Below are 23,050 nucleotides of genomic sequence, written 5' to 3' on the forward strand. Positions count from 1 at the left end.
GGTGTCCCCCGGGGGCCGACAGGGATGTGAGAGTCGGTCAGCCGCCGGTGGCGAAGCCCGGGAAGAGGGTCATGCCGCCGTCCACGTAGAGAGTGGCTCCCACGACGTAGTCCATGAGGTCGGAGGCGAGGCCGACGGCGGCGTGGGCGATGTCCTCGGGCTCACCGACACGGTCGTAGGGAATGAGCTTCAGCAGGTCGCGCTCGGCTTCCGGAGTCTCCCAGGCCTGGCGGTTGATCGGTGTCTTGATGGCCCCGGGCGCGATCGCGTTGACGCGGATCTTCTTCGGCGCGAGTTCCTGGGCCAGGGTCTGCATCATCATCAGCACGCCGCCCTTGGAGCTGGCGTAGTTGACGTGCCCGGCCCACGGAATGATCTGGTGCACCGAGCTCATGCAGATGATCTTGCCCGCCGACCGTGACACCTCGGGGACCACACCGCGGCGCAGGAACTCCTTGGTCGCCTCGCGGGCGCACAGGAACTGCCCGGTGAGATTGACGTCCAGCACCTTCCGCCACTGAGCGAGGGTCATCTCGGTGATCGGGGCGTCCCGTTGCAGCCCGGCGTTGGCGACGAGGATGTCGATCGTCCCGAACTCCTCGACCATCCGGTCCGTCATGGCGACGACCTGGTCCTCCTGGGACACGTCCGCCTCGTAGGCCGCCGCCTTCACGCCCATCGCCTTGATCTCGTCGACGACCTGCTCGGCATCCTCGCGGCCGGCCACGTAATTGACGACGACATCGCACCCGGCCCGGCCCAGTCCGATGGCGGTCGCCTTGCCGATGCCCGAGTTGGCTCCTGTGACCAGCGCCTTCTGTCCCTTGAGCAGGTCGGCGGGGATCACGCTCCGCGACGTGCCTTCGGTGGAACTCACGATCGACAGCCTCCTCCGCTGCGACCCCGGGTCGGCCGTACCACCACCCGCACAGGTCGAAGGACACGGAACCACCGCGGCGGCCGAGCGGCGCGCGTGACGCCTTGGTCTTACGCCACCCGGCTGATCATCTTCGCCCACCCGGACGCCCGCCGCGCGACGGCGCCCGGCCGCGCGACGGGCCGGGTCACAGGACGGCGATGGGGTTCACCGGGGAACCCGTGGCCCCGGGCAGCCGCAGGGGGGCGATCGCGCAGAGGAAGGACCAGCGGCCGGCGCTTTCGCAGGCCGGGGCCAGCTCCTCGAACTGGAGGTAGTCCATCAGGTAGATCCCCAGCGCGTGGATCGCCAGCACATGTACGGGGAAACCGATCCCGTCGACGGCGCTGGGGGCGGTGTCGTTGTTCCCGTCCCCGCCCAGCACCGCGACCTCGCGGTCGGCCAGGAACCGTACGGCCGTCGGATGGAGACCCGCGCGTGCCTCGGCCACGTTCCACGCCCCCAGCTCCAGCCGCCTGAGCCGGTGACCGACCCGGACGAACAGCAGGTCTCCCGGCCCGACCCGGACGCCTTGTGCCTCCTCGGCGGCGGTCAGGTCCTCCCGGGTCACGTGGTCGCCGGGTTCCAGCCAGGGAACTCCGCGCAGCCTGGGCACGTCCAGGAGCACACCCCGCCCGACAATGCCGTTGCGGACGAGGTCCACGGACAGCGCGCCGGCGCCGTCCGGAGTCAGGGTGTGGGCCGAGACCCCACCGAAGAGTTCGCCGTCGACGATCACATGGCACAGCGCGTCCAGATGGCTGTCCGCGTCTCCGTGGACGTTCATCGCGAGCCGGTCGCGGGCGAAGTGCAGGCCGGGCGCGTCGAGGTCGCCGGCGGGCGGCCCGGTCATGCGGTGGTCGGCGGGCTCGGGGCTGTCCGGTTCCCGGTGTGTCTCGATGGGGGCGGCGAGCGACACCGTGCGCCCCGAACGGACCTCGGCCGCGGCCGCCCTCACGCGCTCGGGCGTCAGATGACGCAGGGACCCGCCCGGCGGGCCGCTGACGGGCCGTGTGTCGGCGCTCAGCCGCTCGTACAGCGCCCGGAACGCCGCTTCACTCATGTGCGGAGCGGACGGGGACCCGGAGGCGGCACAGGGAGGCATGCTGCCCTCCTCGCTGTCGGACGGCGGCCGTGCCGTCGCGGTCGGGTGGCGGCCGTCGCGGTCGGGTGGCGCCCGGTCCGCCCATGACACCCCGGCCCATTGCAGCACGCGGCGTGCGCGGTCGCAGCCCGGACCTCATTCCATACGTTTCCCATAGGAAAACTGCGTACGGTCCACGGCATGGATCTCAACGGCCCGATCATCCTCGCGGGTGCCCTGGTGGGCTTCGCGGTGGGACTCACCGGCATGGGCGGCGGCGCCCTGATGACACCGATCATGGTCATGGTGTTCGGGGTGAACCCCACCGCGGCCATCGGCAGCGACCCGCCGCGTCGGTGTTCATGAAGCCGTTCGGCCCGCTGGTGCACCAGCGGGCGGGCACGGTCCGCCGGGACATCGTGCGTCGGCTGCTGCCCAGCGCCGTACCGGCCGCGTTCGGCGGTGTCTTTCTACTGGGGACGCTCGGCGACGGCGACGTGCTCCAGCAACGCGTCGAGTACGTCGTCGGTACGGCGCCATGGTCGCCGTCGCCGGCATGCTCGTCCGCCTCTGGCTGGACCGCCGCCGCTCCGCCGCGGACGTCGAGGACGCGCGTGTTCCCGTACGACCCGTGGCAACCCTCCTGATCGGCGTCGTGGGCGGCCTCGTCGTGGGGATGACCTCGGTCGGCTCGGGCCCCCTGATCATCGTGATGCTGATGCCGGCCCATCCCCGCCTCAAGGCCGACCACCTCGTGGGCACGGACCTGGTGCAGGCCATCCCCATGGTGTCCGCCGCGGCCCTCGGACACCTGCTCGTCGGGGACGCGGACCTCGGGCTCGCGGCGACCCTCCTGATCGGTGCGATTCCCGGGGTCGTCCTGGGTGCCCTCGTATCCAGCCGGGTCAGCGGCCCGGCGGTGCGCTGGGCCCTGGTGGTGCTGCTGACCGGATCCGGGCCGGCGGTGCTGAGGGCGTCGTCCACCGTCGTCGTGCTCGCCTGTCTCGCCATGGCGGCCCTCGGCGCGTTCGCCGCGGTCCGCGGCCGGACGCCGGCACGCACGACGAGCACGACCGAGGAACCACGCGCCGAGGAACCGCAGAGCGAGCAGGCCGCCGTGTGAACATGTACCGTCAGCGGACCGCCACACCGGGGGCTCGGGCCGCTCCGGTGGCCTCGCGCCTGAACACGGGCTCCATCTCCGGCTCCATCGTGAACCGGAACACGCGCCGCACGGGCGGCGTGCACAGGACGGTCACCACCGCGGCGGCCACGACGGCGACCGTGGCCACACCCAGCGGCCGGTGCACCCACGCCGGGTCGTACCAGCCCCAGAACTTCGATCCCTGGGCGAGGAACCCGTGCAGCAGATAGGCGTAGAGCGTTCCCGCGCCCAGCACGGTGAACCACATCCGGCGCCCCGGCACCCATGCCAGGAAGCAGGCCACCAGGACCACCGAACAACCGAAGGAGGCCAGCGTCATGACGGGCCCGTACCAGTCGGGCGCCCCGAGTTCCGCCGCGCTGTCCCGGTGGTAGAACCAGGCCTGGGTCATCCGCGGCACCAGCCAGTACGACACGGCGAGCGCGCCGGCGAAGACGGGTACGGCCACGATGCGCACCGGCCGGCGGCGCACGAGCCTGAAGTGCTCGGGCTTCAGACACAGGCCCAGGACGAAGTACGGCAGGAACTGCAGGACCCGCTGCAGGTCGAGGTCGTTGCCGATGGACGGCGCGAGGGTGCCCAGCATGGCGAGGACGAGCGCGAGCGGCAGCGGCCGGCGCACGAGCTTCCAGATCGGTGTGGTCAGCCGCCAGATGAACAGCGCGGCCAGGAACCAGGTCAGATACAGGGGGTCCAGCAGGCTGATCTCGCGGTCCGGGACGCCGTCGGTCCACCGTGTGAAGTAGGTGTACGCCGTCTCGAAGACGATGTACGGGACGGCAACGCCCGTGATCAGCCGCTTGATCCGCGCGGGGCTCGCGTCGAAACCGCGCGAGAAGTAACCGGAGATGACGATGAACGCCGGCATGTGGAAGGCGTAGACGAACATGTAGAGCGCGCTGACGGTCCGGCTGCCGTCGCGCAGCGGCTCCCAGGCGTGGCCCATCGCCACCAGCACGATCGCGAGGTATTTCGCATTGTCGAAGAACGCGTCGCGCGTGGGTCCGGGCGACGGGACCCTTGCCTCCTCGGCACTGCGCGACGGCAGCGCCTCGTTCACGATTCCTTCCTGGCGGTACCCGGACAGACCAGAACACCTCATTACGCAGTTGCCGGCGGCGGTGGCGAAGCTCGCGGTGGCGAAGTTCTTCAGGCGCGACTCACCCGCAGGGCGCCGCGTAAACATCGGCCGCCACGACCGTGACCCGGGCCACACACCGAGCCTGTGCGGACGGGCTCGCGGCTTGGCGATATGTTGATCTCCATGAGCGACAACGTGTACTTCGACATCACCATCGACGACCAGCCGGCCGGCCGGATCGTGTTCAACCTCTTCGACGACGTGGTGCCCCGGACCACCAAGAACTTCCGGGAGCTGGCCACGGGTCAGCACGGCTTCGGGTACGCCGGTTCCGGTTTCCACCGGGTCATCCCCGAGTTCATGCTGCAGGGCGGCGACTTCACTGCGGGCAACGGCACCGGTGGCAAGAGCATCTACGGTGAGAAGTTCGCGGACGAGAACTTCACCCTCAAGCACGACCGCCCGTACCTGCTGAGCATGGCGAACGCGGGCCCGAACACCAACGGCTCGCAGTTCTTCATCACCACGATCGTGACGAGCTGGCTGGACGGCAAGCACGTGGTCTTCGGCGAGGTCGTCGAGGGCAAGGACATCGTCGACCAGATCGAGAAGCTCGGCAGCCAGAGCGGCCGCCCCAAGGCTTCGGTCAAGATCGCGGCCAGCGGCACGGTCTGACCGCCCACAATGAAGGGCGGCGCCACTCATGGCGCCGCCCGTCGCGGGTCCTACACGCCTTTACGGTTGGACGTCTCCGGGGTGAAGCCCGTACTCCGCCAGCCATCCGAGCAGCTCCCGGCGCGAGGTCCGCACGAGGCGTCCGCCGGTGAAGCGGTCGTCGTCGGTCACCTCCACCCGGCACGCGGCCGGCGGCACGAAGGACAGTGCGTCCTCGTCACTGCCGAACTCGGCTTCCGCGAGCACCAAGCCCCGGAGCTCGCCGTCGAAGACGTCGATGCCCAAAGGGGGCACGCTGAGACGGGTCTTGGACAGGACCCGGGCGGGCAGGGTGGAGAGCACGTCGTCTTCGGCCGGCGTCAGATACATAGTGGTGATCAGGCCCTGGACCGCGCCCGGCCCGGAGACCGGGACCTTCTGAGTGAGTTTGATCTCGCGGCGGCCGTCGGCGAATTCGGCGCGCCGCAACCTCAAGCGCATACCGTCCAGATACCGGTCGGTGATCACGCGGGTGACCGTCACCGCCGCCGCGTCCGGCGGACCGGCCAGCAGAAATCGTCGCTCCCTCTCGACCCGCGCGTACTTACCGGCGCGAACCGCCCGGCCGTCGAACCCGCCCGACTTGTCTCTCACAGGGCCAGCATCCCAGCAGATCTGCCTGAACAGCATGATGGGTTGATGGACCCGTTGCTCGACCAACTCCCCGCTGCCTACTGGACCGTGCCCTACCGCGGCTCCCGGTTTCCGGGTTCGCCTTCTGTGGTGGCTCGTCCCGGGTTGGCGATGGGCGCCAACTGCCAACTGTTCGCGTACGAGGTGCTGCGGCACTTCGGCTTCGCTCCCCCGGCTCTGCGATCGAGTGAGCTGTGGGCCGATACGGAAGCCACGGTTCGTGTGGCGGTTGCTCAGCCGCTGGATCTGCTGCTGTTCAACGCCGGCGACGACGCCTACGGCGCCCACGTCGGGCTCTGGGTGGACGAGGGACGGGTGTTGCACCTGTGCGCGGAGGCAGGGCGCCCGGCAGTCTGGGAGATGACGGAGTTCGCCGCGCGGCCGCGCTACCAGGTGCTGATCGGCATCAAGCGGGTGATGGCGTAGGAGGCGAGCGCCTGCCTCCCCGTTGCCTCCATTCGAATGAAGATCCGAGCGGCGCATGGCCGGGCCTGCGGCCGATGTGCTGATGATGTTCGGTCTTCGCGCCTTCCGCAGTCATCCAGCCCATTCCGACGGGCTGCTGTGCCCTGCGCGAATTCGGAAGGAGATGGCTGTGTCCGACCAACAGGACGAGAAGGCGGAGCAGAGCGTCGGAGCGTTCACGCTCGCCGATCCGCTGAGCTCCGCGCCGCCGGTCCCGCTGCCGTATCCGGTCCCGGAGCCGGACGAGGAGTGGCAGCTGCCACACGGCTTCGCGCATGTCTTCTACGGCGAGCGCAACCGCGGCATCACACGACCGGTGATCATGGCCGACGGGTTCAACCTCGGCAGGAGCGACCTGAAGTGGCTGTACGCCGGCCTCGACGGTGACTATCCCTTCCTGAGCGAACTGCGCCGCCGCGGCCGTGACGTCATCCTCCTGGGCTTCGACGAGCGCACCGCCTCGATCATGACCAACGCCGAGACAGCGATCGCCGCGATCCTGCGGACCCAGGCCGAGCAGTTGGGCGGCGCGTCGCTGACGGTGGGCGGCTTCAGCATGGGCGGCATGATCACCCGCTTCGCGCTCGCCAAACTGGAAACGCAGCGGATGGACCACCGCACCCGGTTGTACTTCTCGTACGACAGTCCGCACCGCGGCGGCGTCGTGCCGATCGGCCTCCAGGCGTTCTCGCACTTCATCCCGGTCCCGAACGACTTCGCCCGGCAGATGAACAGCCCGGCCGCCCGGCAGATGCTCTGGCGGCACTACGACCCGATGACCGGCCAGATCGGGATCGCGCCGGAGCGCAAAGAGTTCCTCAGGATGATGGAGGAGCTCGGTGGCTGGCCGCGCATCCCCCGCATCCTCGCGCTCGCCAACGGCCGCGGCGACGGTACGGGCCTCGCGATCCCGCCGGGCGAGACCGCGCTCAAGGTCGAGAGGATCTACCCCGGCACCACCTTCTACAGCCAGGCGCAGGGCAAGGACGTCGTCGTCGCCGAACTGAAGCGGCGGTTTCCCGCGGCCGAGAAGACGGTGAAGACCAGCGGCTTCCCCGAGCTGGACGGCGCCCCCGGCGGCACCCTCCGCTCCTACGGCATCCTCGCCGACATGCTGAAGAACTTCGGCGCCCAGATCGACCTGCGTCACGAGGAGGTCTGCTTCGTGCCCTCCGTCAGCGCGGTCGCGATCCGCGACATCGACCAGCAGAAAGACCTGTACGCGGACATCGACAGCCTCGACCCGTCGGAGAGCGAGGTCGACGACTTCATCTGCTCCTCGACGACGACGGCGCACACCGCCATCACCGAGGAACTGTGCGGGTGGCTGCTGGACCGGCTGCCCGACTGAACCCCCGGGCCTCCCGGGGCGGGCCGTCTCACACAAGCATCGCCTCCTTCGTCCTCGGTTGCGGGGGTGCACAGCTGTCGCAACGCTGGGAGCGGCAGTCCGGGGGTGAGGAGGCGGTGTGGCTCCAGCACGGAACCCGGCACACGGCGCCGAGCCCGGCATATCGCGCCGACGGCTCCTGTGTCTGTGCGCGGGCGTGGGCCTCGCTGCGGCCGCCTGCGACCATGTGCCCGGCCGTCGCCCGCCCGGCGCCGGCGACGGCAGTCACCTGCCGGAGGCGGAACGCGACGCCGCGGGTACCCCCGATTGGCGGATCGCGTCTCTGGGCCCACCCGACGCGATAGCGGGGTACGCCGATCGGGTGAGTGTGACACCGGGGCAGGAGTTCGGGCTGTTCGTATCGACGACGGCAGCCTCCTTCCGCGTGTCGGCGTTCCGCGTGGGCTGGTACGGCGGTGCGCTGGCCCGCCGTGTGTGGACCTCGCCCCCGATACGCGGCCGCGTCCAGCAGGCCCCGCAGATCGCGCCCGAGACCCGCACCGTCCACGCCAACTGGCAGCGCACCCTGGCCCTCGACACCGCGAGTTGGCCGGAGGGCGCGTACTTGCTCCGGCTGGACGCGGCCACGGGGCACCAGCGCTATGTGCCTCTGATCGTGCGCTCGGTGCGCGGAACGGGGCGCACGGTACTGCTGCACGCCCCGGCCACCTGGCAGGCCTACAACCGGTGGGGCGGGTCGAGCCTGTACGCCGGTACGACGGGGTCGTACGAGACCCGGTCCCTGGCGGTGAGCTTCGACCGGCCCTATGACATGGACGGGGCCGAGAAGTTCCGCGTGTACGAGTGGGCCGCTGTCGTGCTGGCGGAGCGGCTGGGCATACCGCTCGCCTACAGCACCGGCCTCGACGTCCATGCCGACCCGGCGGTGCTGGACGGCGCCGCCGCCGTCGTATGTCTCGGGCACGACGAGTACTGGACACCCCAGCAGCGCGCACATGTCACACAGGCCCGTGACGCGGGCACCAATGTCGCGTTCCTCGGTGCCAACACATGTTTCCGGAGGATCCGCCTCGGGCCCGGCCGGGGCGCGGACGACCGCACCGTGGTCTGCTACAAGTCCGCCTACCGCGCGGACCCCTGCTATCCCGGGCAACCGGCTCTCGTCACCACGGACTTCCGCACCGTGCCGGCCCCCGATCCCGAGTCATCCCTCACCGGAGTTCTCTACGAGGGCTACCCGGTGGACGCTCCCTACGTCGTCCACTGCGCCGACCACTGGCTCCACGAGGGCACCGGAGTGCGCGCCGGTGACGCCTTTCCGCATCTGGTGGGCGTCGAGTACGACCGTGTCATGCCCGGCGCCGGCACTCCGCGGCTCCTGGAGATCACCGCGCACTCTCCTCTCGTGTGCGCGGGCCGCCCGAGCCACAGCGACTCGGCGTACTACACCGTCCCCAGCGGAGCGGGTGTGTTCGCGTCCGGCACCATGCGCTGGGTGGAGGCGCTGGTGGCGGGCACCGGCGAACTCGGCCGCGACCACGGCATGGACGCCCGCACCCGTGCCTTCGTCACCCGCACGACAGAGAATCTCCTACGTGCCTTCGCCGAGGGACCTACCGCCCGACACCGCCCGGCACCCAGTCCCAACGCCCTTGATCTGTACGCGATTTGACTAGACCGGTGGGTCATTGGAGAGCTCCAGCAGCCAGCGGACGCTTTCCGTGGCGCCGAGGGCGTCGGCGGCCGCCGACGCGGCGGGAAACAGGCGGCCCCAGGAGCAGGCACGGCCAAGTGCACCGAGTCGCCAGGCAAGACTCACCGCACGTCGTAGGTCCGCGGTTGTTCGGCCGGTGCCCTGCCACGGTTCCAGATAGGCGTCTCGCAGGCGCGGCAGTACGTCGTGCCCGTATCGCTCGCAGGCCGTGCGGGCAGGGACCAGCAGGCTGCAGAAGGGATGGGAGACGGCGGCGTCGCCCCAGTCGAAGAAGGTGAAGCGGCCCGGTTGTGGGTGGAACAGCTGGCCGTCGTGCAGGTCCGAGTGGTCGAGGGTGTCCTCGATGCCGAGGGCCGCCAACTCCGCGCACCAGTCCACCAGGCGTGGCCTGAGGTCATCGAGTCTTCTGCGGTCGTCCGGCTGCAGTGTCGAGTTCTCCGCGACCAGTCTGTCGAAGACGTCGGGCAGGGCGGTGGTGCGTGCGCCGGGAACACCCAGCTGTTCGATCTCCTGTGTGTAGGGGGTCAGGGCGTGCTGCATGTCCGCGTACTGGCCGAGGAAAGCTGCCCACGTGCTGGGCTCGACCGGCTCTCTTTCGAGGACGCTCCTGAAGAGTTCGCCTCCGTCGGGCAGCAGCGACCAACCGTGAGCGGCGTCGACGGCGAGCGGCTCCAGTACATGTTCCGGCACCCATCGCGCCAACGCCGCGGTGAGCGGGCCCTCGAAGGCGCCGGCCGGTGGGTTCGCCTTGAACCAGACGGCGTCACGCCCCTGGACGGACACCCGCACCAGGACGGACCAGGGCCGCAGCCGTACCCTCAAGTCGCCGGTCACGCGCAGGCCGCGCGCGGCTAGCTCACCCTCCACCCAACCGAGGGCCGCGTACCGCCAGGACTCCTCTTCCCAGGGTGTCACCGCGCCCTGGTACTGACCCCGGTCCACGACCACTGATGACTCATGTCGCATGGGGCCATCTCAGCATCGCCCGCACCAAGGGACCACCGCTATCTCCCCACGGAATCGTTGGAGCAACTCTTCGACCGAGCAGCACTTGTTCCCACTGATTCGTTCACGATGTGTGTCGCCTGAATTGGCCGGCCCAGGAGCCCGACAGGGGCTTTCGGTGCGATGCGCCGGCAACTACCTTTCAAACAAGTTGAGTTGGCAACATGGTCGCAGAGGCAACGCATGCGGCGATGGCATGTTCAGTGCTGTGCCCCCAGTTGAGCCAGGAAGGATCACGGGAGCAACAACTTGCTCCGTACCATGTCTCAAGGCAGGGTGTCTGACCACAGATGCGGCCCGGCACCCGGGAGCACCAGCCGAGGCAGTGCCTTCACGTCCGGCGGCCGCCGCGGTAGGTCCTGGTACACAACCGGGAACCGAGGAAGGGTGAACAGCATGTCCGAGAGTACGGTCCCCGTCACCGAGCTGGCGTCGCAGTACATTGCCCAGGTCACCGGTGACCTTGAGCGCAACATGAAGGAGCAGGAGCGCATCGGCACGGAAATCGCCGCGCTCCAGGAGCAGTTGGCAGTTCTGCAGCACGACTACACGGTGCTGGCGAACATGCACCAGGCGCTCGGTGTCGAGGCCGGTGCTCCGGCGGTGACCGACCCGGCGCCCGACAGTGCCGTTGTGCCTTCTCCCCGGCAGAAGTCCGCCGCCGAGTCCGCACCGAGCAAGCCGGCGCGGACGCGTAAGTCCTCCGCCTCGGCGGGCCGCACATCACCCCGGAAGCAGGCCGCCAAGAAGAAGCCGGCCGCCAAGGCAGCCTCGCCCGCCCCGTCGGCCCAGCCGACCCTGGTCGAACTCGTCCGCCGCCACCTCTCCGAGCAGAGCGAGCCCCGCTCCGCCGCGGAAGTCACCACCGCACTGGATCAGGCGCATCCCGAGCGGAGCATCAAGACCACCGTCGTGCGGACGACGCTGGAGGGTCTCGTGGCCAAGAACCACGCCCAGCGCACCAAGCAGGGCACGTCGGTCTTCTACACGGCGAGCGAGGCATCGCAGAAGAGTCCGGCCGCGGAAGCCGGGAAGCCTTCCGAGGCCGTCGACAACTGAGCCGGCGACAGGGCGGCCGGACAGGGCCGGGCGCGGTGGGGGGAGAGGGCAGGCGTACGGTCGTACGCTCGCCCCTCCCCTACCGCACACGAGTTGTCCGATCCGCGTATCCCTGCATTCCGGTATGAGTAGGGAAAGAAGCGCGATTCCCGATTGCACCTTTGGCGGCGTATGCCCAAGGTCGGAGGGTGAGCACGTCTTCCGTTCCCCGGTCCGGTCCCGCCGCCCAGGACAAGCCCGGCCGCCGCGCCACGACCCGGCGCCCATGGCACGACGCACCCCACGGCCTGCTCCGGGCCCTGGTGCTGTTCATGGCCGTCCGCCTCGCCGGGGCCGCGGTGATGGTCGCGATGAACCACCTGACTCGTCGCCCACTGGTGAAGAGCCTGGCTCACTCCTGGGACTCGGACTGGTACCTGCACATCGCCGCGCACGGCTACGGAACCCGCATCTGGATCATGCCGTCGGGCGCAGTGCAGACCGACTGGGCCTTCTTTCCGCTCTACCCCGGACTCATCAGGGCCGCGATGACAGTCCTGCCGCTCACACCGGGAGAGGCCGCGCTGCTGGTCGCCTGGACGGCCGCGGTCGTGGCCGCATGGGGCATCTACACGATCGGACACGATCTCTACGGACGCGGGGTCGCCACCGCGCTCGTCGCCCTGTGGGCCGTACTGCCGCACTCGGTCGTGCTGGGGATCGCGTACACCGAGTCCGTCTTCTCCGCCCTCGCCGCCTGGTCGCTGTACTGCGTGCTGAAGGGCCGCTGGCTGTGGGCCGGGGCGCTCGCCGCCCTCGCGGGACTGTCCCGCCCCAGTGGCTTCGCGGTCGCCGTGGCCGTGGCCGCCGCGGGGGTGCACGAAGCGATCAGACGGCGCGGCCGCGTCCGTCCCGGTGTGTGGGTCGCCGTGGTCCTGGGTCCGCTGGGCTGGATCGGCTATGTCCTGTGGGTGGGCGAGCAGACGGGCGATCTCCTGCGGGGTTACTTCAATGTGCAGGACGCGTGGACCTCGCGCTTCGACTTCGGGGTCGAATCCCTTCGCTTCCTCAGGGCGCTGTTCCTCCACGGCGGGCGCTTCGTCTACCCCATGGCCCTGGTGATCGTCGTCATCGGCGTTCTGCTGTTCGGCCTGCTGTGCCTGGACCGTGCGCCGCTGCCGCTGGTGGTCTTCGCCGGCGTCCTCGTCCTGCTCGTCCTGGGTGCCTCGGGTTCGTTCTCGTCGAAGCCGCGCTTCCTGGTTCCGGCGTTCCCGTTGCTCATTCCCTGCGCGCGTGCGCTGGTCCGGGCATGGCGGGCCCGACCTGCGCAGGCCCTGCTGGTGGGAGGCACGCTGACCGCGGTGTCCCTGCTGTACGGGGCGTACCTGACGACCGTCGCGCACTCTCCGCTCTGAGCGGGGACACCACGGCCGCACGGTCGGTTCATCGCGCCATTTCCTATGGTTCCGTGACATCCATCACAGGTTGTCCGGGAACTAGCCGGGTCGGATAGTAGGCGGCGCTCCGGTGACATATGGGATTTGTCCGTCTTGGCATGGGCGAACATCATGTCTGGATTCGCGGTATTCCGTCCGCACGGCACTTTCGCCCGTTCTGCGGACACAGAGGGTTTCTGACGATGCGTCATGGATTCGCGACGACCGCAGGGTCAGGTCCAGCACGCCCCCACCCCCGTGACAAGGATTGCCGAAGCTACGAGGCGACCTAGTACCGGAGCCCTTTGCGCTCTATGTAAACGGCTCCTAAGAATGACGATCCGCAGGGCGTCGCCGCAGTTCAGTGGCGGGTTCTGTTCAGAGCCAGCCGCACAAGGAGCGCTCGGCGATTACCGGGTGAGGTCACACATGGGTAAGCACCGCAAAAGCACTCAATACCGGCGAATAGTCATCGCTGCCGTTGCCATGGGCGCCGTGGGCGTGCCGTCCGTCGCCATGGCCTGCACCGACTGGAACGACGGCGGGAGATCCCACCGCCCCAGCCATCGGGAGACCGAGGCCAAGGGTTGGTGGAAGAACGCCGACTGGGGTCGCCCCTGGAACGGCCACCCGGACCACAACGGCCAGGCCACCCCGGCACCCGCCAAGACACCGAGCGCCTCCGCGAGCCCCACGCAGGCCACACCGCCGAAGCCGAAGCCGAGGGCCACCGCACCCAGGCACACGGCGAAGGCCACCGCACCCTCCCGCACGGTGCGGACCACGGCCCCCAAGGCCAAGGTCACCACCGCTCCCAGCGCCCCCAAGGCCACCACCGCCGCACCCGCGGCCCCCGCCACGCCGAGCGCCCCGAAGGCCACCGCCACCGCGTCCGGGGTCGTCGCCCGCATCGTGCAGCTCGTGAACGCCGAGCGCGCCAAGGTGGGCTGCTCGGCGCTGACGCTCAACGCGACGCTCAGCAAGGCCGCGCAGGCACACAGCGACGACATGGCCGCCCACCAGAACATGTCGCACACCGGGTCCGACGGCTCCTCCCCCGGCGACCGGATCACCCGCGCCGGCTACACGTGGAGCGCCTACGGCGAGAACGTCGCGTACGGCTACTCGACTCCGGAGCAGGTCATGGCCGGCTGGATGGCCAGCCCCGGCCACAAGGCCAACATCCTCAACTGCTCGTTCAAGGAGATCGGCGTCGGTCTCGCGCAGCCCAACAGCTTCTGGACCCAGGACTTCGGGACGGCGCGATAGGCGCCGTCCCCGGCTCTGGCCGAATTCCTGAGGGCACCCGGCTTCCACTATGTTCGGTCTGAACATCAGACGTACGGAGCCGGTGTGCAGACCACAGACGAACTGGCGGAGGAGGCGGCCGCCGCAGGCCGCTCCGAAGTCGAGGAAGCACCTTCGGGTGAATTGCCCCGATTTTGGCCACTCCTGTTGGTGGCGGCGGCCGTCCTTCCCGGCGCGGCGCTCGTCCTCCTCGGCCAGTCGATCAGCAAACCGGCCCTCCAGGCATGGCAGACCGTCTGTCTGTCCGTCACCGTCCAGGCGCTGCCGTTCCTGCTCCTCGGGACGGCTCTGTCCGGAGCCATCAACGCCTTCGTCCCGGCGCGGGTGTTCCACCGCATCCTGCCCAAGCGGCCCGTGTTCGCGGTCCCGGTCGCCGGGGCCGCCGGGGTCGTCCTGCCCGGCTGCGAATGCGCGTCGGTGCCCGTCGCCAACAGTCTGATCGGCCGCGGTGTCACCCCGGCCGCCGCCTTCGCGTTCCTGCTCTCGGCGCCCGCGATCAACCCGGTCGTGCTGACCGCCACGGCCATCGCCTTCCCCGGACGTCCCGCCATGGTGCTGGCCCGGCTGCTGGCCTCGCTCGCCACCGCCACCGTGATGGGCTGGCTGTGGCTCTGGCTCGGCCGCGCCGAGTGGCTCAAGCCGGCCGTACGGCACACCGGGCACCACCCCGGGCACAGCCGCTGGAGCGAGTTCCGGCGCGCCTTCCAGCACGACTTCCTGCATGCGGGCGGCTTCCTGGTCGTCGGGGCCATGGCTGCGGCCACCTTCAACGTGGCCGTGCCGCCCTCCGTGCTCGACACGTTCTCCTCGTCGCCCTGGCTGTCGGTGCTGTTCCTGGCCGCGCTCGCCATCCTGCTCGCGGTGTGCTCCGAGGCCGACGCGTTCGTCGCATCCTCCCTCACCGGCTTCTCGCCGCTCGCCCGGCTGACGTTCATGGTGGTGGGCCCGATGGTCGACCTGAAGCTGATCGCCCTGCAGGCGGGCACCTTCGGCCGCGCCTTCGCGGTCCGCTTCTCCGCTGCGACGACCGCCGTCGCCATCCTGTGCAGCGCGCTCATCGGAGGCATCCTGCTGTGAAGCGGCCCATCCAGGCGATCCTGCTCGTCCTCAGCGGCCTCGGCCTGCTGCACATCTCGCTCTTCACCGACCTGTGCCTGAGGTACGTCAAGGAAGGCATGCGACCGATGCTGGTCGCGTCGGGCGCGGTGCTGCTGATACTCGGCGTCGCGGAGGCGTGGAACCAGCTCCGGCCGGGCCGAAGCGACGAGGACACACCCCATCACGACCACACCCACGACGACACCGGTCACGGACACGACCACTCAGCCGTGCCCCGCGTCGCCTGGCTGTTGCTGCTGCCCGCGCTGAGCCTGCTCTTCTACGCCCCACCGGCTCTCGGCGCCTACACCGCCGCCCGCCAGGCCCCCAAGGCCGTACCGGAACAGGCGCACTTCGACCCGCTGCCCACGGCCTCGCCCCTCCCGATGACCCTCACGGACTTCACCACCCGCGTGCAGCAGGACCGCAAGCAGGCCATCAAGGGGCGCAGCATCCAGATGACCGGCTTCGTCACCCCCGACAAGCAGGCGGGCAGCTGGTACCTGACCCGGATCATTCTCACCTGCTGCGCGGCGGACGCGCAGTCCATCAAGATACGGATCTACGGGCGCCCGGCCCTGCCCCCCAACACATGGGTGAGCGTCACCGGAACATGGCACCCGGGCGGGACGCTGGGCACGAAGTCCGCACCGGTCGCCCTCGACGCCCGTACCGTCAAGAAGATCACCCGGCCCTCCAACGGCTACACGGACAATCTTCCTTTCCCCGCTCCCTGACGGGTGACGGGAGTCGGTCATTCGCCTTGCCGGCCAGGCGAGTTCCGGGGGTCTGTCGCGGAACGTCCGCGGAATTGTCCGTGATCTGTAACAGCGGGATCCCCTGGGCGGCTTCCTCCGTCCTGACAGGTGATCGGGATCCCAATGACACGGCAAGGAACGAGGCGGACATGGCGCGGCATGGCGGGCGGGGATGGTACGGCCGGGTGCTCGGGGCAGCGGTCGGAGTGACTGCGCTGGCCGCAGCCACCTCGGTATGGACCGCGCAGGCCGGTCCCGTCGGCGGCCACTCGGGAGCGAAACCCTCCTCGCAGGGCCGCGCGGCGGCGCCGGTGTCGGTGGAGATCGCCCATGCCTCGGACCGCGGTGCCCAGGGTGTCAACATCACCATCGACGACGGTCCGGACCCGGTCTGGACGCCGCAGGTACTGCAAGTGCTGAAGGACAACGGCGTGAAGGCCACGTTCTGCATGGTGGGCACCCAGGCCCAGGCCCACCCGGACCTGGTCAAGGCCGTGGTGGCGGCCGGGCACCGGCTGTGCGACCACACGGTGTCCCACGACACCACCATGGACAAGAAGTCCGACGCCTACCAGTCGCAGCAGATCATGGACGCCGAGCGCATGATCACCAAGGCGTCCGGCGGTGTACGGCCGCTCTACTACCGTGCCCCGGGCGGCGCCTTCACCCCGTACAGCCGGAAGCTCGCGGCCTCCCACGGCATGCGCCCGCTCGGCTGGAACGTGGACTCCAAGGACTTCGAGCGCCCCGGCACGGCCGCCCTCGTCTCCACCGTCAAGAGCGAGATATCCAACGGCCCGACCGTCCTCTTCCACGACGCGGGCGGCGACCGCTCCCAGACCGTGGCGGCCTTGCGCGAGGTACTGCCGTGGCTGAAGCAGCAGGGCTACTCCTTCGGTTTCCCGGTCCGTTGAGCGCGTAGCCGATTGTTGAGCGCATAACCGATTGTCGTGCGGACCCTGCCCCCGGTACGGTCCGCACATGTTCACCACGCCCCGTGTCTCTTAGCTCGGACACCCGCTTCGACGCCACCCTTGTGTCCTAGAGCTGTTACGGAGCGTAACTCCCATGAAAACTCCGCGCGGTTCCGGCCTGTTCCGGAACCGGGACTTCTCGCTGCTGCTGAGCGGCCAGCTGATCTCCTCCATCGGCGACCAGGCCCAGTCCATGGCCCTGCCGCTGACCGTGCTGGCCCTCACCGGGTCGGCCGGCCGAGCCGGGCTGGTCCTGGGCCTCGGCACGATTTCCTATCTGGTGTTCGGGCTGGTCGCCGGCGCCCTCGTCGACCGGTGGGACCGCAAGACCACCATGATCTGGTGCGAGTTGGGCCGAACCGTTCTCACCGCCGGCGTCGCCGTGGCGCTGTGGTTCGACAGGCTGACGATGCCCCAGCTGTACGCGACGGCCGTGCTCGGCGGAATCCTGACCACGCTGTTCCAGGTGGCGAACACCGCCGCGCTGCCCCATGTGGTCGGTCCGCGGCAGTTGTCCGCCGCGCTCGGCCGCTCGCAGTCCGCCGCCGGCGCGGTGGGCATCGTCGGAGCTCCGCTCGCCGGTGTGCTCTACGCCCTCGGGCGAACCGTGCCGTACGCCGTCAACGCCGTGTCCTTCGCGGTGTCCGCGGCGGCGCTGCGCCTGATGCGTGCCCGGTTCCAGGTGGACCGGCAGGCGGCGCGGACGAAGGCCCGGGTCACCACCGAGATCCGTGAGGGGCTCGGTTGGCTGTGGCGTCAGCCCGTCATCCGCTTCCTGACTCTGGTGTCGGCGGCCGACAAGGTGCGCTACGGCGCCGGGTATCTGTTGATCATCACCCTCGCCCGGCAACTCGGCGCCTCCCCCCTGTGGATCGGCGTCGTCTTCAGCGGCGCGGCACTCGGCGCGATGGCGGGGGCACTGGTCTCGGACCGGGCCACACGGCGGTTCCCGCTCGGGCTGATCGCGGTGGTGATGCTCTGGCTGGAGGCGCTGATGTTCCCGCTGTACGCGCTCGCACCCGATCCGCTGACACTGGCGGCGGTCGCGGCGGCCGAGTCGTTCGTCGCTCCCGTGTACATGGTGGCCATGACGACTCACCAACTCGCCATCACCCCGGATGAGTTGCGCGGCCGGACCACGAGTGCGGTCTCGACGCTCACCACGGGCGCCCTGTCGATCGGTACGCTCGCCGGCGGCGCGCTGATCACCGCCGTGGGCGCCAAGACCCTGGTGTGGCTGTGCGGGGCATGGCTGCTCGTCCTGGCGGTCCTCACCACCGCCAACCGGGCCGTACGGCAGGCACCACCGGCAGGCACGACCGCGCCGTACGAGGCCACCCTCGCGATCGAAACCACGGACGCGGCCCACTGAGCGGTGCCCGCGTCAGGACCGCGCGTCACCCTCCGGCAGCCCGGAACGTGCCACGCGGAACCCGACGTCGTCGACGCGGAACGTGGGGTGGCTGCGGCGCCTCACGGAGGCTCGGCAGCTCCAGTGCTCGTCGAACCAGCCACCGCCGCGCAGTACCCGGTAACTGCCGTAGACCTGGGCGTCGTAAATGTCCCAGCACCACTCCCACACGTCACCGAGCATGTCGTAAAGGCCCCATGGATTGGGGCCCTTGCGGCCCACCTCGTGGATCCGCTCGTGCGAGTTGCCGCGGTACCAGGCGATGTCGTCGAGGGATCCATAACGCGGTCCCGCCGTACCGGCCCGGCAGGCGTGCTCCCACTCCGCCTCGGTCGGCAGCCGGTACCCGTCGGCGGACCCGTCCCACTCGATGTCCTCGCCGCCGGGCGGCAAGCGGTACGCCGGCGTGAGCCCTTCCCGTTCGGACAGCGCGTTGCAGAACCGCACCGCGTCCCACCAGGAGACGCCCTCGACGGGCAACCGGTCCCCCGTGGAGGTGCTCGGCCGAAGATCGGTGATCCGCGCGTACAACTCCTGAGTGACGGGGTAGGCCCCGATCTCGTACGCCGGGACGCCGACCGCCCAACTGCGCTGCGTCCGCCGGTCCGACAGCGTGACCTGCCCCGACGGAACGGCGATCATCTTGTGCTCGGCTGTCGCGTTCATGGAGAGACGATCTTACCGGTGGGGTGTTTTCACGATCCTTCGCGCAGGCTCGGGAAGAGGGTGCCTGCGCGGTCGGGGTCGGGTGATACGAAGACGCCGCTCGCGGTGACCGCGGTGGTGGGGGGATCCGTCTCCGTGGTGATCGAGCCGTCCACGAAGATCTTTCGGCCGTCGGTCCGCGTGACGCGGGCGACGACGCGCAGGGGTGTCAACAGTGGTACGGGCCGGTGGTAGTTCACGTCGAGGGAGATGGTCATGGCAGGCATACCGGCAGCGGCGCAGGCCCAGCCCATCAGTTCGTCGAGCAGCATGGCACTCATGCCGCCATGGCCGTAGCCCGGCGGGCCTTCGTGTGCGATGCCCAGCGTGCACCGGCCGACGATGCCGTCGTCGGCCGGTGTGACCCGCATGGGCGGGGCAAGCGGGCTGCCTGCCCCGGTGACGGGGCTGTACATGCGCACTCCGCCGGGGAACTCGTCCACGGCCGGAATCTCCGCGCGTGTGCGCCGATCCCCGGTCAACTGCCCCTTGAGGCGCCGGACTTCGTCCGCGACTCGGTGCAGGGTCTGCGCCGGTGCGGCGGTACGCACGGTGAGGTCGACCAGCGCCCGCAGTTCATGGCCGAGTACCGCGATCGCCGCCCGCTGGCGTGCGAGGTCCTCTTCCCCCGGTCGTGCGTGTGGGGCGTTCGTCGTGATCGGGTCGGTCACGGGGGTGTTCATCGGCTTTCTCGTCGGGGCGTGGCGGGCGGAAACCGGGCGCGGCCGGTCAGACTTCGGTGCGTACGAAGACGGGCTTCAGGTGCTTCTCCGGGAGGGCGTCGGGGAGTTGTTCCCAGTCGATGACATGGGAGACGACCCGGGCGGGGTCGACCGTGCCGGAGCCGGCGAGTTCGAGGGCGTCGGGGATGTGTGCGCGTACGTTGTCGCGGGCGATGCGCAGGGTGACGCCGGTGAGGTACATGTCGAGCAGGGGCAGTTCGCCGGGGCGGAAGTGGTTGCCGGCGGACTCGCAGAAGCCTTCCGGTGTCAGGGACTTGAGGGCGAGGGCGAGCTGGTCGACGCGGCCGGTGGCCTCGACGGCGAGGTCGAAGCCCCGGTGGACGGGTTCGACGGCCTCGGCGGTACGGGCGCCGTAGCTCGCGGCGATCTCACGGTGGTGCGGGTCGGGGTCGACGTACAGGACGTCGGAGGCGCCGAGCGCGCGGGCGATGTCGCACACGTACAGGCCGATGCTCCCACGGGCCACGACCAGGACGCGCGCTCCGGGGCGGGCCTTCAGGTGCGGGGCGGTCAGCCGCCAGGACAGGGACCAGTTGTCGCTGGCGGAGGCCATGGCGACCGGGTCGAGGCCGCTCGGCAGCGGCACGAGCATGGCGTCCGCCCAGGGGACGCGGACGAGGTCGGAGAAGAGTCCGCCCCAACTGCCGCCGATGGGTGCGCCGTACATGGCCATGTGCGGCACCGAGGTGCAGTGCGCGGTCAGTCCGGCGCGGCAGGCGTCGCAGGTGCCGCAGTTGATGGACCAGGGCACGACGACCAGGTCACCGGGGGTCACGCCGGTGACCGCGGCGCCGGTCTCCACGACCTTCGCCACGCACTCGTGGCCGAGGGCGAAGGGCGGGTCGATGAAGCCGTGTCCGGCCAGGATGGCCGAGTCCACGTCGCAGGGGGTCGCGGCGACCGGGGCGACGATCGCCTCCTGGTCGGACTGGAGCTCGGGGTCGGGCGCCTCGCGCCACTCGACACTGTGCCGTCCGACATAGGTCAGTTCACGCATCGTTCCGCCGGCCCTTCGCGAGGGCGACGAGGTCCGCGTGGCGGATGACGGATCCGCCCGCGCCCCAGGTGCCGTCGGTCTGCTCGTGCACCAGCACCCACACGCGCAGTGCCTCGTCCGGGCCGAGACCGGCGGCGTTGAGCACGGTGTGGGTCACCTCCTCGACCAGGCCCGCCCTGCGCCGCTCGGACAGGGCCCCTTGCGGCACCGTGACGTCCACGAGGAACCGCGGCGCGTCGTCCTCCGCGGTGACCTGGGCGCCCTCGGGCAGCTCGACGAGGTAGCTCCACGCCTGGGCCCGGAAGAAGGCCGTGTCGGACGCGCCCTCCCAGCGGAGCAGCACGGCGGCGAGGTCCTGCTGGACACTGCGGCGGCCTTGTTCGGTGAGGGAACCGACCGGGCTGGTGAGCCGGATCATGGGCATGGCAATACCTCGCTTCGGGTGACGACCGACACGGCTTATGACGGTCGTTATAGACGAGTGCCACGGTAGACTATGACGATCGTTATAACCAGCCGGTGGGGATGAGTGCGGGCGTCACCCGCGTCGCTCAGCGGGCGGACGTCGAGGCGACGGCCGTCCGGGCCGCGCGCTCCACGAGTGCGACCCCGTCCTTCATCGACTTGCTGCCGTCCGACAGGACGGCGACGAGGTAGTGGTGTCCGCCCGCCGTGATCCGCCCGACGCTGTTGACGTCCCACAGCTCGGTCGTGTTGCGCTGCAGCCAGCCGTTCTTCAACGCGGATTCGGAGCCGGCGGCCGCCGAGACGCCCCAGGACTGCTCGTCGATGACGCCGCCCATCAGGGTGCGGATGTACGTCCGGGACGCCTCGTTGAGCGGGGTGGCGGCCGCGTGTGCGGCCGTGCCGGTGTCGTACACCGCGCGCAGCAGCCGTATCTGGTCCCTGACCGTGGTCCGGGTGAGCCCCCACTTGGCGTCCGGGCCGCCTGTCGTCTCGGTCAGACCCAGTCGCTTGTTCGCCGCGTCCAGGCCCTCGGCCCGGCCGATGGTCCGCCACAGGTGGTTCGCCGCGTCGTTGTCACTGCGCTCGATCATCACCTCGGCGTCGGAGCGCTCCTGCTCGGTCAGGCCGCGCTTGGCGTCCTGCCCCTGGAGCAGTGCCGTGGCGAGGATGTCGACCTTCACGATGCTCGCGGTGTCGTACGAGGTGCCGTCGCCGTACACCGTGGCCTTACGGCCGGTCCCGTCCAGGTCGAGCACCGCCGCGCTCACGCGCTCCTTCCCCTGGGGCTTCACCCGTGAGAGAAAGTCGGCCGTCGCGCCGTCGGGCCGCGTCGCCGCCGTGGCCGCGGCCGCGGGCGTCGGGTGGAGCGCGCCGGCCGAGAGGAGCGTCGCCACGCAGGCCGCGAGAACGCCGACGCTGACCGCGCCGCGCCTGCCGCGGGGGCTCCGGGCGTGCGTCAGGAGGGACTGTCGATGCTGCATGGTGAGGGGCCTCGGCAGTTCATGTGGGAGGGACACAGAACTGCGAAGCTAAACAAAACGTCCTTATCCCGACGTGACCGCCGCCACGACAAGCACCGATTCATGATGATTTGTGCGAAGAGTCACAGCTGTCCGAGTGGCTGGGGTCACACAGGCACAGCGTGCTTCGCCGATGATCGCCGAAGCACCGCGAGATGTGATGCCGCCGGTCCCTGCCTACTCTCGTGGTGTCCGACACCGCGGGGTCGCCATGGTTCTCGATCTGGTTGTCATCGGCCTGGCCATCACGCTCGACCCGCTGCCCCTCATGGCCTTCGTCCTGGTCGTGGCATCGCAGCGGGGCGTGTGGAAGGGCCTGGCCTTCATCCTGAGCTGGCTGGCATGTCTCGTCGTCGTGGTCGGGATCGTCCTGGCACTGACCGGCGGGCAGCCCCCGCCGCCCCGGTCCCCGCCCTCGACGGCCGTACTCGCGGCCAAGCTGGCCATCGGTGTGTCGCTCGTCCTCTACGGCGAACACCGGCGCCGACGGTTCGTGGCCGCCCGGACACGGGCCGATGGGACCTCGACGAAGCCGGACCACGGGCCGAACGGCACATCGGGGTCGGAGCTGACCTCCCAGATGGACCGCACCACGGCGTGGGCCGCCGCCGGACTCGCCGTGTTTCTGCAGCCCTGGGGCATGGTCGCCGCCGCCGCGACGACGGTGGTGGAAGCGGACCTGTCCCACTTCTCGTCCTGGCTCGCGCTGTCCGCCTTCTGCGTGCTCGCCACGGCGAGCCTGCTGGCCACCGAGCTGTATGTGGTGTTCACCCCGACCGCGGCGAAGGCCCGGCTGCTGAGACTGCGCTCATGGATGCAGGATCACCAGGAGCAGGCCATCGTGACCCTGTGCCTGGTCCTGGGTTTCTGGCTCATGGGACGGAGCATTTACGAGCTCACCGGCTGACGGCGCACCCCGTGCCGATGCCGCGGCTTCCGGACATGCGGGGCCCTTGGGCGCGTGGTG

The 23,050-nt window shown here is 69.9% G+C and carries 25 protein-coding genes; 15 read left to right on the plus strand and 10 right to left on the minus strand.

Annotation, left to right across the window (positions count from 1 at the left end; genetic code table 11):
• Positions 1-37 precede the first annotated feature (37 nt).
• Together ACZ4EG_RS27440 and ACZ4EG_RS27445 are read right to left on the minus strand one after the other, a co-directional pair.
• Complete coding sequence (locus ACZ4EG_RS27440) at positions 38-832, minus strand: SDR family oxidoreductase (RefSeq protein WP_453559677.1); 795 nt, start codon at positions 830-832, stop codon at positions 38-40.
• A 232-nt stretch (positions 833-1,064) separates the two neighbouring features.
• The gene (locus ACZ4EG_RS27445; protein WP_467792475.1) at positions 1,065-1,979 is read right to left on the minus strand and encodes a cyclase family protein; all 915 of its coding nucleotides are present in this window, start codon (positions 1,977-1,979) and stop codon (positions 1,065-1,067) included.
• Positions 1,980-2,201: 222 nt separating this feature from the next.
• On the opposite strand from ACZ4EG_RS27445, the gene ACZ4EG_RS27450 reads away from it, so the two are divergent.
• From ACZ4EG_RS27450 to ACZ4EG_RS27460, 3 genes are read left to right on the plus strand one after another with little or no spacing between them, the layout of a single operon-like run.
• Complete coding sequence (locus ACZ4EG_RS27450; RefSeq protein WP_453559652.1) at positions 2,202-2,366, plus strand: hypothetical protein; 165 nt, start codon at positions 2,202-2,204, stop codon at positions 2,364-2,366.
• Positions 2,363-2,647 (plus strand): hypothetical protein, encoded by a 285-nt coding sequence (locus ACZ4EG_RS27455; protein WP_467792616.1) that lies wholly within the window; start codon positions 2,363-2,365, stop codon positions 2,645-2,647. The genes ACZ4EG_RS27450 and ACZ4EG_RS27455 overlap by 4 nt, the downstream gene beginning before the upstream one ends.
• Positions 2,557-3,123: a TSUP family transporter gene (locus tag ACZ4EG_RS27460; protein WP_467792604.1), complete on the plus strand. Its 567-nt coding sequence runs from the start codon at positions 2,557-2,559 to the stop codon at positions 3,121-3,123. Before ACZ4EG_RS27455 ends, ACZ4EG_RS27460 begins: the two co-directional genes overlap by 91 nt.
• Before the next feature lie 10 nt (positions 3,124-3,133).
• Here ACZ4EG_RS27460 and ACZ4EG_RS27465 read toward each other — a convergent pair whose 3' ends face one another.
• Positions 3,134-4,267: an acyltransferase family protein gene (locus ACZ4EG_RS27465; protein WP_467792605.1), complete on the minus strand. Its 1,134-nt coding sequence runs from the start codon at positions 4,265-4,267 to the stop codon at positions 3,134-3,136.
• Positions 4,268-4,429: 162 nt separating this feature from the next.
• Between ACZ4EG_RS27465 and ACZ4EG_RS27470 the strand changes: the two genes are divergently transcribed.
• The gene (locus ACZ4EG_RS27470) at positions 4,430-4,921 is read left to right on the plus strand and encodes a peptidylprolyl isomerase (protein ID WP_363295702.1); all 492 of its coding nucleotides are present in this window, start codon (positions 4,430-4,432) and stop codon (positions 4,919-4,921) included.
• A gap of 60 nt (positions 4,922-4,981) precedes the next feature.
• Here ACZ4EG_RS27470 and ACZ4EG_RS27475 read toward each other — a convergent pair whose 3' ends face one another.
• A complete protein-coding gene (locus tag ACZ4EG_RS27475) occupies positions 4,982-5,554 on the minus strand; it encodes a CYTH domain-containing protein (protein ID WP_467792476.1) in 573 nt (190 codons plus the stop codon).
• A 45-nt stretch (positions 5,555-5,599) separates the two neighbouring features.
• On the opposite strand from ACZ4EG_RS27475, the gene ACZ4EG_RS27480 reads away from it, so the two are divergent.
• The 3 genes from ACZ4EG_RS27480 (at position 5,600) to ACZ4EG_RS27490 (ending at position 9,081) form a co-directional block, all read left to right on the plus strand.
• Positions 5,600-6,019: an NlpC/P60 family protein gene (locus tag ACZ4EG_RS27480; RefSeq protein ID WP_467792477.1), complete on the plus strand. Its 420-nt coding sequence runs from the start codon at positions 5,600-5,602 to the stop codon at positions 6,017-6,019.
• 163 nt (positions 6,020-6,182) lie between these two features.
• Positions 6,183-7,409: an esterase/lipase family protein gene (locus ACZ4EG_RS27485; protein WP_467792478.1), complete on the plus strand. Its 1,227-nt coding sequence runs from the start codon at positions 6,183-6,185 to the stop codon at positions 7,407-7,409.
• Positions 7,410-7,527: 118 nt separating this feature from the next.
• Complete coding sequence (locus tag ACZ4EG_RS27490; protein ID WP_467792479.1) at positions 7,528-9,081, plus strand: N,N-dimethylformamidase beta subunit family domain-containing protein; 1,554 nt, start codon at positions 7,528-7,530, stop codon at positions 9,079-9,081.
• On the opposite strand, the gene ACZ4EG_RS27495 is transcribed toward ACZ4EG_RS27490, so the two are convergent.
• Positions 9,082-10,089, minus strand: a complete 1,008-nt coding sequence (locus ACZ4EG_RS27495; RefSeq protein WP_467792480.1) for a phosphotransferase — start codon at positions 10,087-10,089, stop codon at positions 9,082-9,084.
• 435 nt (positions 10,090-10,524) lie between these two features.
• On the opposite strand from ACZ4EG_RS27495, the gene ACZ4EG_RS27500 reads away from it, so the two are divergent.
• The 7 genes from ACZ4EG_RS27500 (at position 10,525) to ACZ4EG_RS27530 (ending at position 18,112) form a co-directional block, all read left to right on the plus strand.
• Positions 10,525-11,187, plus strand: a complete 663-nt coding sequence (locus ACZ4EG_RS27500; RefSeq protein ID WP_467792481.1) for a hypothetical protein — start codon at positions 10,525-10,527, stop codon at positions 11,185-11,187.
• A gap of 188 nt (positions 11,188-11,375) precedes the next feature.
• Positions 11,376-12,581 (plus strand): glycosyltransferase family 39 protein, encoded by a 1,206-nt coding sequence (locus tag ACZ4EG_RS27505; RefSeq protein WP_467792482.1) that lies wholly within the window; start codon positions 11,376-11,378, stop codon positions 12,579-12,581.
• 450 nt (positions 12,582-13,031) lie between these two features.
• Positions 13,032-13,871 carry a CAP domain-containing protein gene (locus ACZ4EG_RS27510; RefSeq protein ID WP_467792483.1) on the plus strand — a complete coding sequence of 280 codons (840 nt, stop codon included), beginning with the start codon at positions 13,032-13,034 and terminating at the stop codon, positions 13,869-13,871.
• A gap of 84 nt (positions 13,872-13,955) precedes the next feature.
• On the plus strand, positions 13,956-14,987 hold the full coding sequence (locus ACZ4EG_RS27515) for a permease (RefSeq protein ID WP_467792484.1): 1,032 nt from the start codon (positions 13,956-13,958) through the stop codon (positions 14,985-14,987).
• Positions 14,984-15,745, plus strand: a complete 762-nt coding sequence (locus tag ACZ4EG_RS27520) for a TIGR03943 family putative permease subunit (RefSeq protein ID WP_453555658.1) — start codon at positions 14,984-14,986, stop codon at positions 15,743-15,745. Before ACZ4EG_RS27515 ends, ACZ4EG_RS27520 begins: the two co-directional genes overlap by 4 nt.
• Before the next feature lie 170 nt (positions 15,746-15,915).
• The gene (locus ACZ4EG_RS27525) at positions 15,916-16,680 is read left to right on the plus strand and encodes a polysaccharide deacetylase family protein (protein ID WP_453555660.1); all 765 of its coding nucleotides are present in this window, start codon (positions 15,916-15,918) and stop codon (positions 16,678-16,680) included.
• A gap of 154 nt (positions 16,681-16,834) precedes the next feature.
• Positions 16,835-18,112 carry an MFS transporter gene (locus tag ACZ4EG_RS27530; protein WP_467792485.1) on the plus strand — a complete coding sequence of 426 codons (1,278 nt, stop codon included), beginning with the start codon at positions 16,835-16,837 and terminating at the stop codon, positions 18,110-18,112.
• Positions 18,113-18,124: 12 nt separating this feature from the next.
• On the opposite strand, the gene ACZ4EG_RS27535 is transcribed toward ACZ4EG_RS27530, so the two are convergent.
• The 5 genes from ACZ4EG_RS27535 to ACZ4EG_RS27555 form a co-directional block, all read right to left on the minus strand.
• Positions 18,125-18,817: a formylglycine-generating enzyme family protein gene (locus tag ACZ4EG_RS27535; protein ID WP_467792486.1), complete on the minus strand. Its 693-nt coding sequence runs from the start codon at positions 18,815-18,817 to the stop codon at positions 18,125-18,127.
• 29 nt (positions 18,818-18,846) lie between these two features.
• Entirely contained in the window at positions 18,847-19,539 is a 693-nt protein-coding gene (locus tag ACZ4EG_RS27540; RefSeq protein ID WP_467792487.1) for a PaaI family thioesterase, read from the minus strand.
• 46 nt (positions 19,540-19,585) lie between these two features.
• The gene (locus ACZ4EG_RS27545) at positions 19,586-20,596 is read right to left on the minus strand and encodes a zinc-dependent alcohol dehydrogenase (protein ID WP_467792488.1); all 1,011 of its coding nucleotides are present in this window, start codon (positions 20,594-20,596) and stop codon (positions 19,586-19,588) included.
• A complete protein-coding gene (locus ACZ4EG_RS27550) occupies positions 20,589-21,020 on the minus strand; it encodes a tautomerase family protein (protein WP_467792489.1) in 432 nt (143 codons plus the stop codon). The genes ACZ4EG_RS27545 and ACZ4EG_RS27550 overlap by 8 nt, the downstream gene beginning before the upstream one ends.
• A gap of 127 nt (positions 21,021-21,147) precedes the next feature.
• Positions 21,148-22,044 (minus strand): serine hydrolase, encoded by an 897-nt coding sequence (locus ACZ4EG_RS27555; RefSeq protein WP_467792490.1) that lies wholly within the window; start codon positions 22,042-22,044, stop codon positions 21,148-21,150.
• A gap of 250 nt (positions 22,045-22,294) precedes the next feature.
• On the opposite strand from ACZ4EG_RS27555, the gene ACZ4EG_RS27560 reads away from it, so the two are divergent.
• Positions 22,295-22,990: a GAP family protein gene (locus ACZ4EG_RS27560; protein WP_467792491.1), complete on the plus strand. Its 696-nt coding sequence runs from the start codon at positions 22,295-22,297 to the stop codon at positions 22,988-22,990.
• Positions 22,991-23,050: the final 60 nt, after the last annotated feature.

The organism is Streptomyces sp. NPDC025638 (genome assembly GCF_055558775.1).

Bases quoted from the DNA above. Each gene is read 5' to 3' on its own strand.
- ACZ4EG_RS27530 (WP_467792485.1), top strand. From the start codon at position 16,835: ATGAAAACTCCGCGCGGTTCCGGCCTGTTCCGGAACCGGGACTTCTCG.
- ACZ4EG_RS27450 (WP_453559652.1), top strand. From the start codon at position 2,202: ATGGATCTCAACGGCCCGATCATCCTCGCGGGTGCCCTGGTGGGCTTC.
- ACZ4EG_RS27470 (WP_363295702.1), top strand. From the start codon at position 4,430: ATGAGCGACAACGTGTACTTCGACATCACCATCGACGACCAGCCGGCC.
- ACZ4EG_RS27540 (WP_467792487.1), bottom strand. From the start codon at position 19,539: ATGAACACCCCCGTGACCGACCCGATCACGACGAACGCCCCACACGCA.
- ACZ4EG_RS27485 (WP_467792478.1), top strand. From the start codon at position 6,183: ATGGCTGTGTCCGACCAACAGGACGAGAAGGCGGAGCAGAGCGTCGGA.
- ACZ4EG_RS27445 (WP_467792475.1), bottom strand. From the start codon at position 1,979: ATGAGTGAAGCGGCGTTCCGGGCGCTGTACGAGCGGCTGAGCGCCGAC.
- ACZ4EG_RS27535 (WP_467792486.1), bottom strand. From the start codon at position 18,817: ATGAACGCGACAGCCGAGCACAAGATGATCGCCGTTCCGTCGGGGCAG.
- ACZ4EG_RS27495 (WP_467792480.1), bottom strand. From the start codon at position 10,089: ATGCGACATGAGTCATCAGTGGTCGTGGACCGGGGTCAGTACCAGGGC.
- ACZ4EG_RS27500 (WP_467792481.1), top strand. From the start codon at position 10,525: ATGTCCGAGAGTACGGTCCCCGTCACCGAGCTGGCGTCGCAGTACATT.
- ACZ4EG_RS27545 (WP_467792488.1), bottom strand. From the start codon at position 20,596: ATGCGTGAACTGACCTATGTCGGACGGCACAGTGTCGAGTGGCGCGAG.
- ACZ4EG_RS27460 (WP_467792604.1), top strand. From the start codon at position 2,557: ATGCTCGTCCGCCTCTGGCTGGACCGCCGCCGCTCCGCCGCGGACGTC.
- ACZ4EG_RS27510 (WP_467792483.1), top strand. From the start codon at position 13,032: ATGGGTAAGCACCGCAAAAGCACTCAATACCGGCGAATAGTCATCGCT.
- ACZ4EG_RS27560 (WP_467792491.1), top strand. From the start codon at position 22,295: ATGGTTCTCGATCTGGTTGTCATCGGCCTGGCCATCACGCTCGACCCG.
- ACZ4EG_RS27480 (WP_467792477.1), top strand. From the start codon at position 5,600: ATGGACCCGTTGCTCGACCAACTCCCCGCTGCCTACTGGACCGTGCCC.
- ACZ4EG_RS27455 (WP_467792616.1), top strand. From the start codon at position 2,363: ATGAAGCCGTTCGGCCCGCTGGTGCACCAGCGGGCGGGCACGGTCCGC.
- ACZ4EG_RS27525 (WP_453555660.1), top strand. From the start codon at position 15,916: ATGGCGCGGCATGGCGGGCGGGGATGGTACGGCCGGGTGCTCGGGGCA.
- ACZ4EG_RS27465 (WP_467792605.1), bottom strand. From the start codon at position 4,267: ATGAGGTGTTCTGGTCTGTCCGGGTACCGCCAGGAAGGAATCGTGAAC.
- ACZ4EG_RS27550 (WP_467792489.1), bottom strand. From the start codon at position 21,020: ATGCCCATGATCCGGCTCACCAGCCCGGTCGGTTCCCTCACCGAACAA.
- ACZ4EG_RS27555 (WP_467792490.1), bottom strand. From the start codon at position 22,044: ATGCAGCATCGACAGTCCCTCCTGACGCACGCCCGGAGCCCCCGCGGC.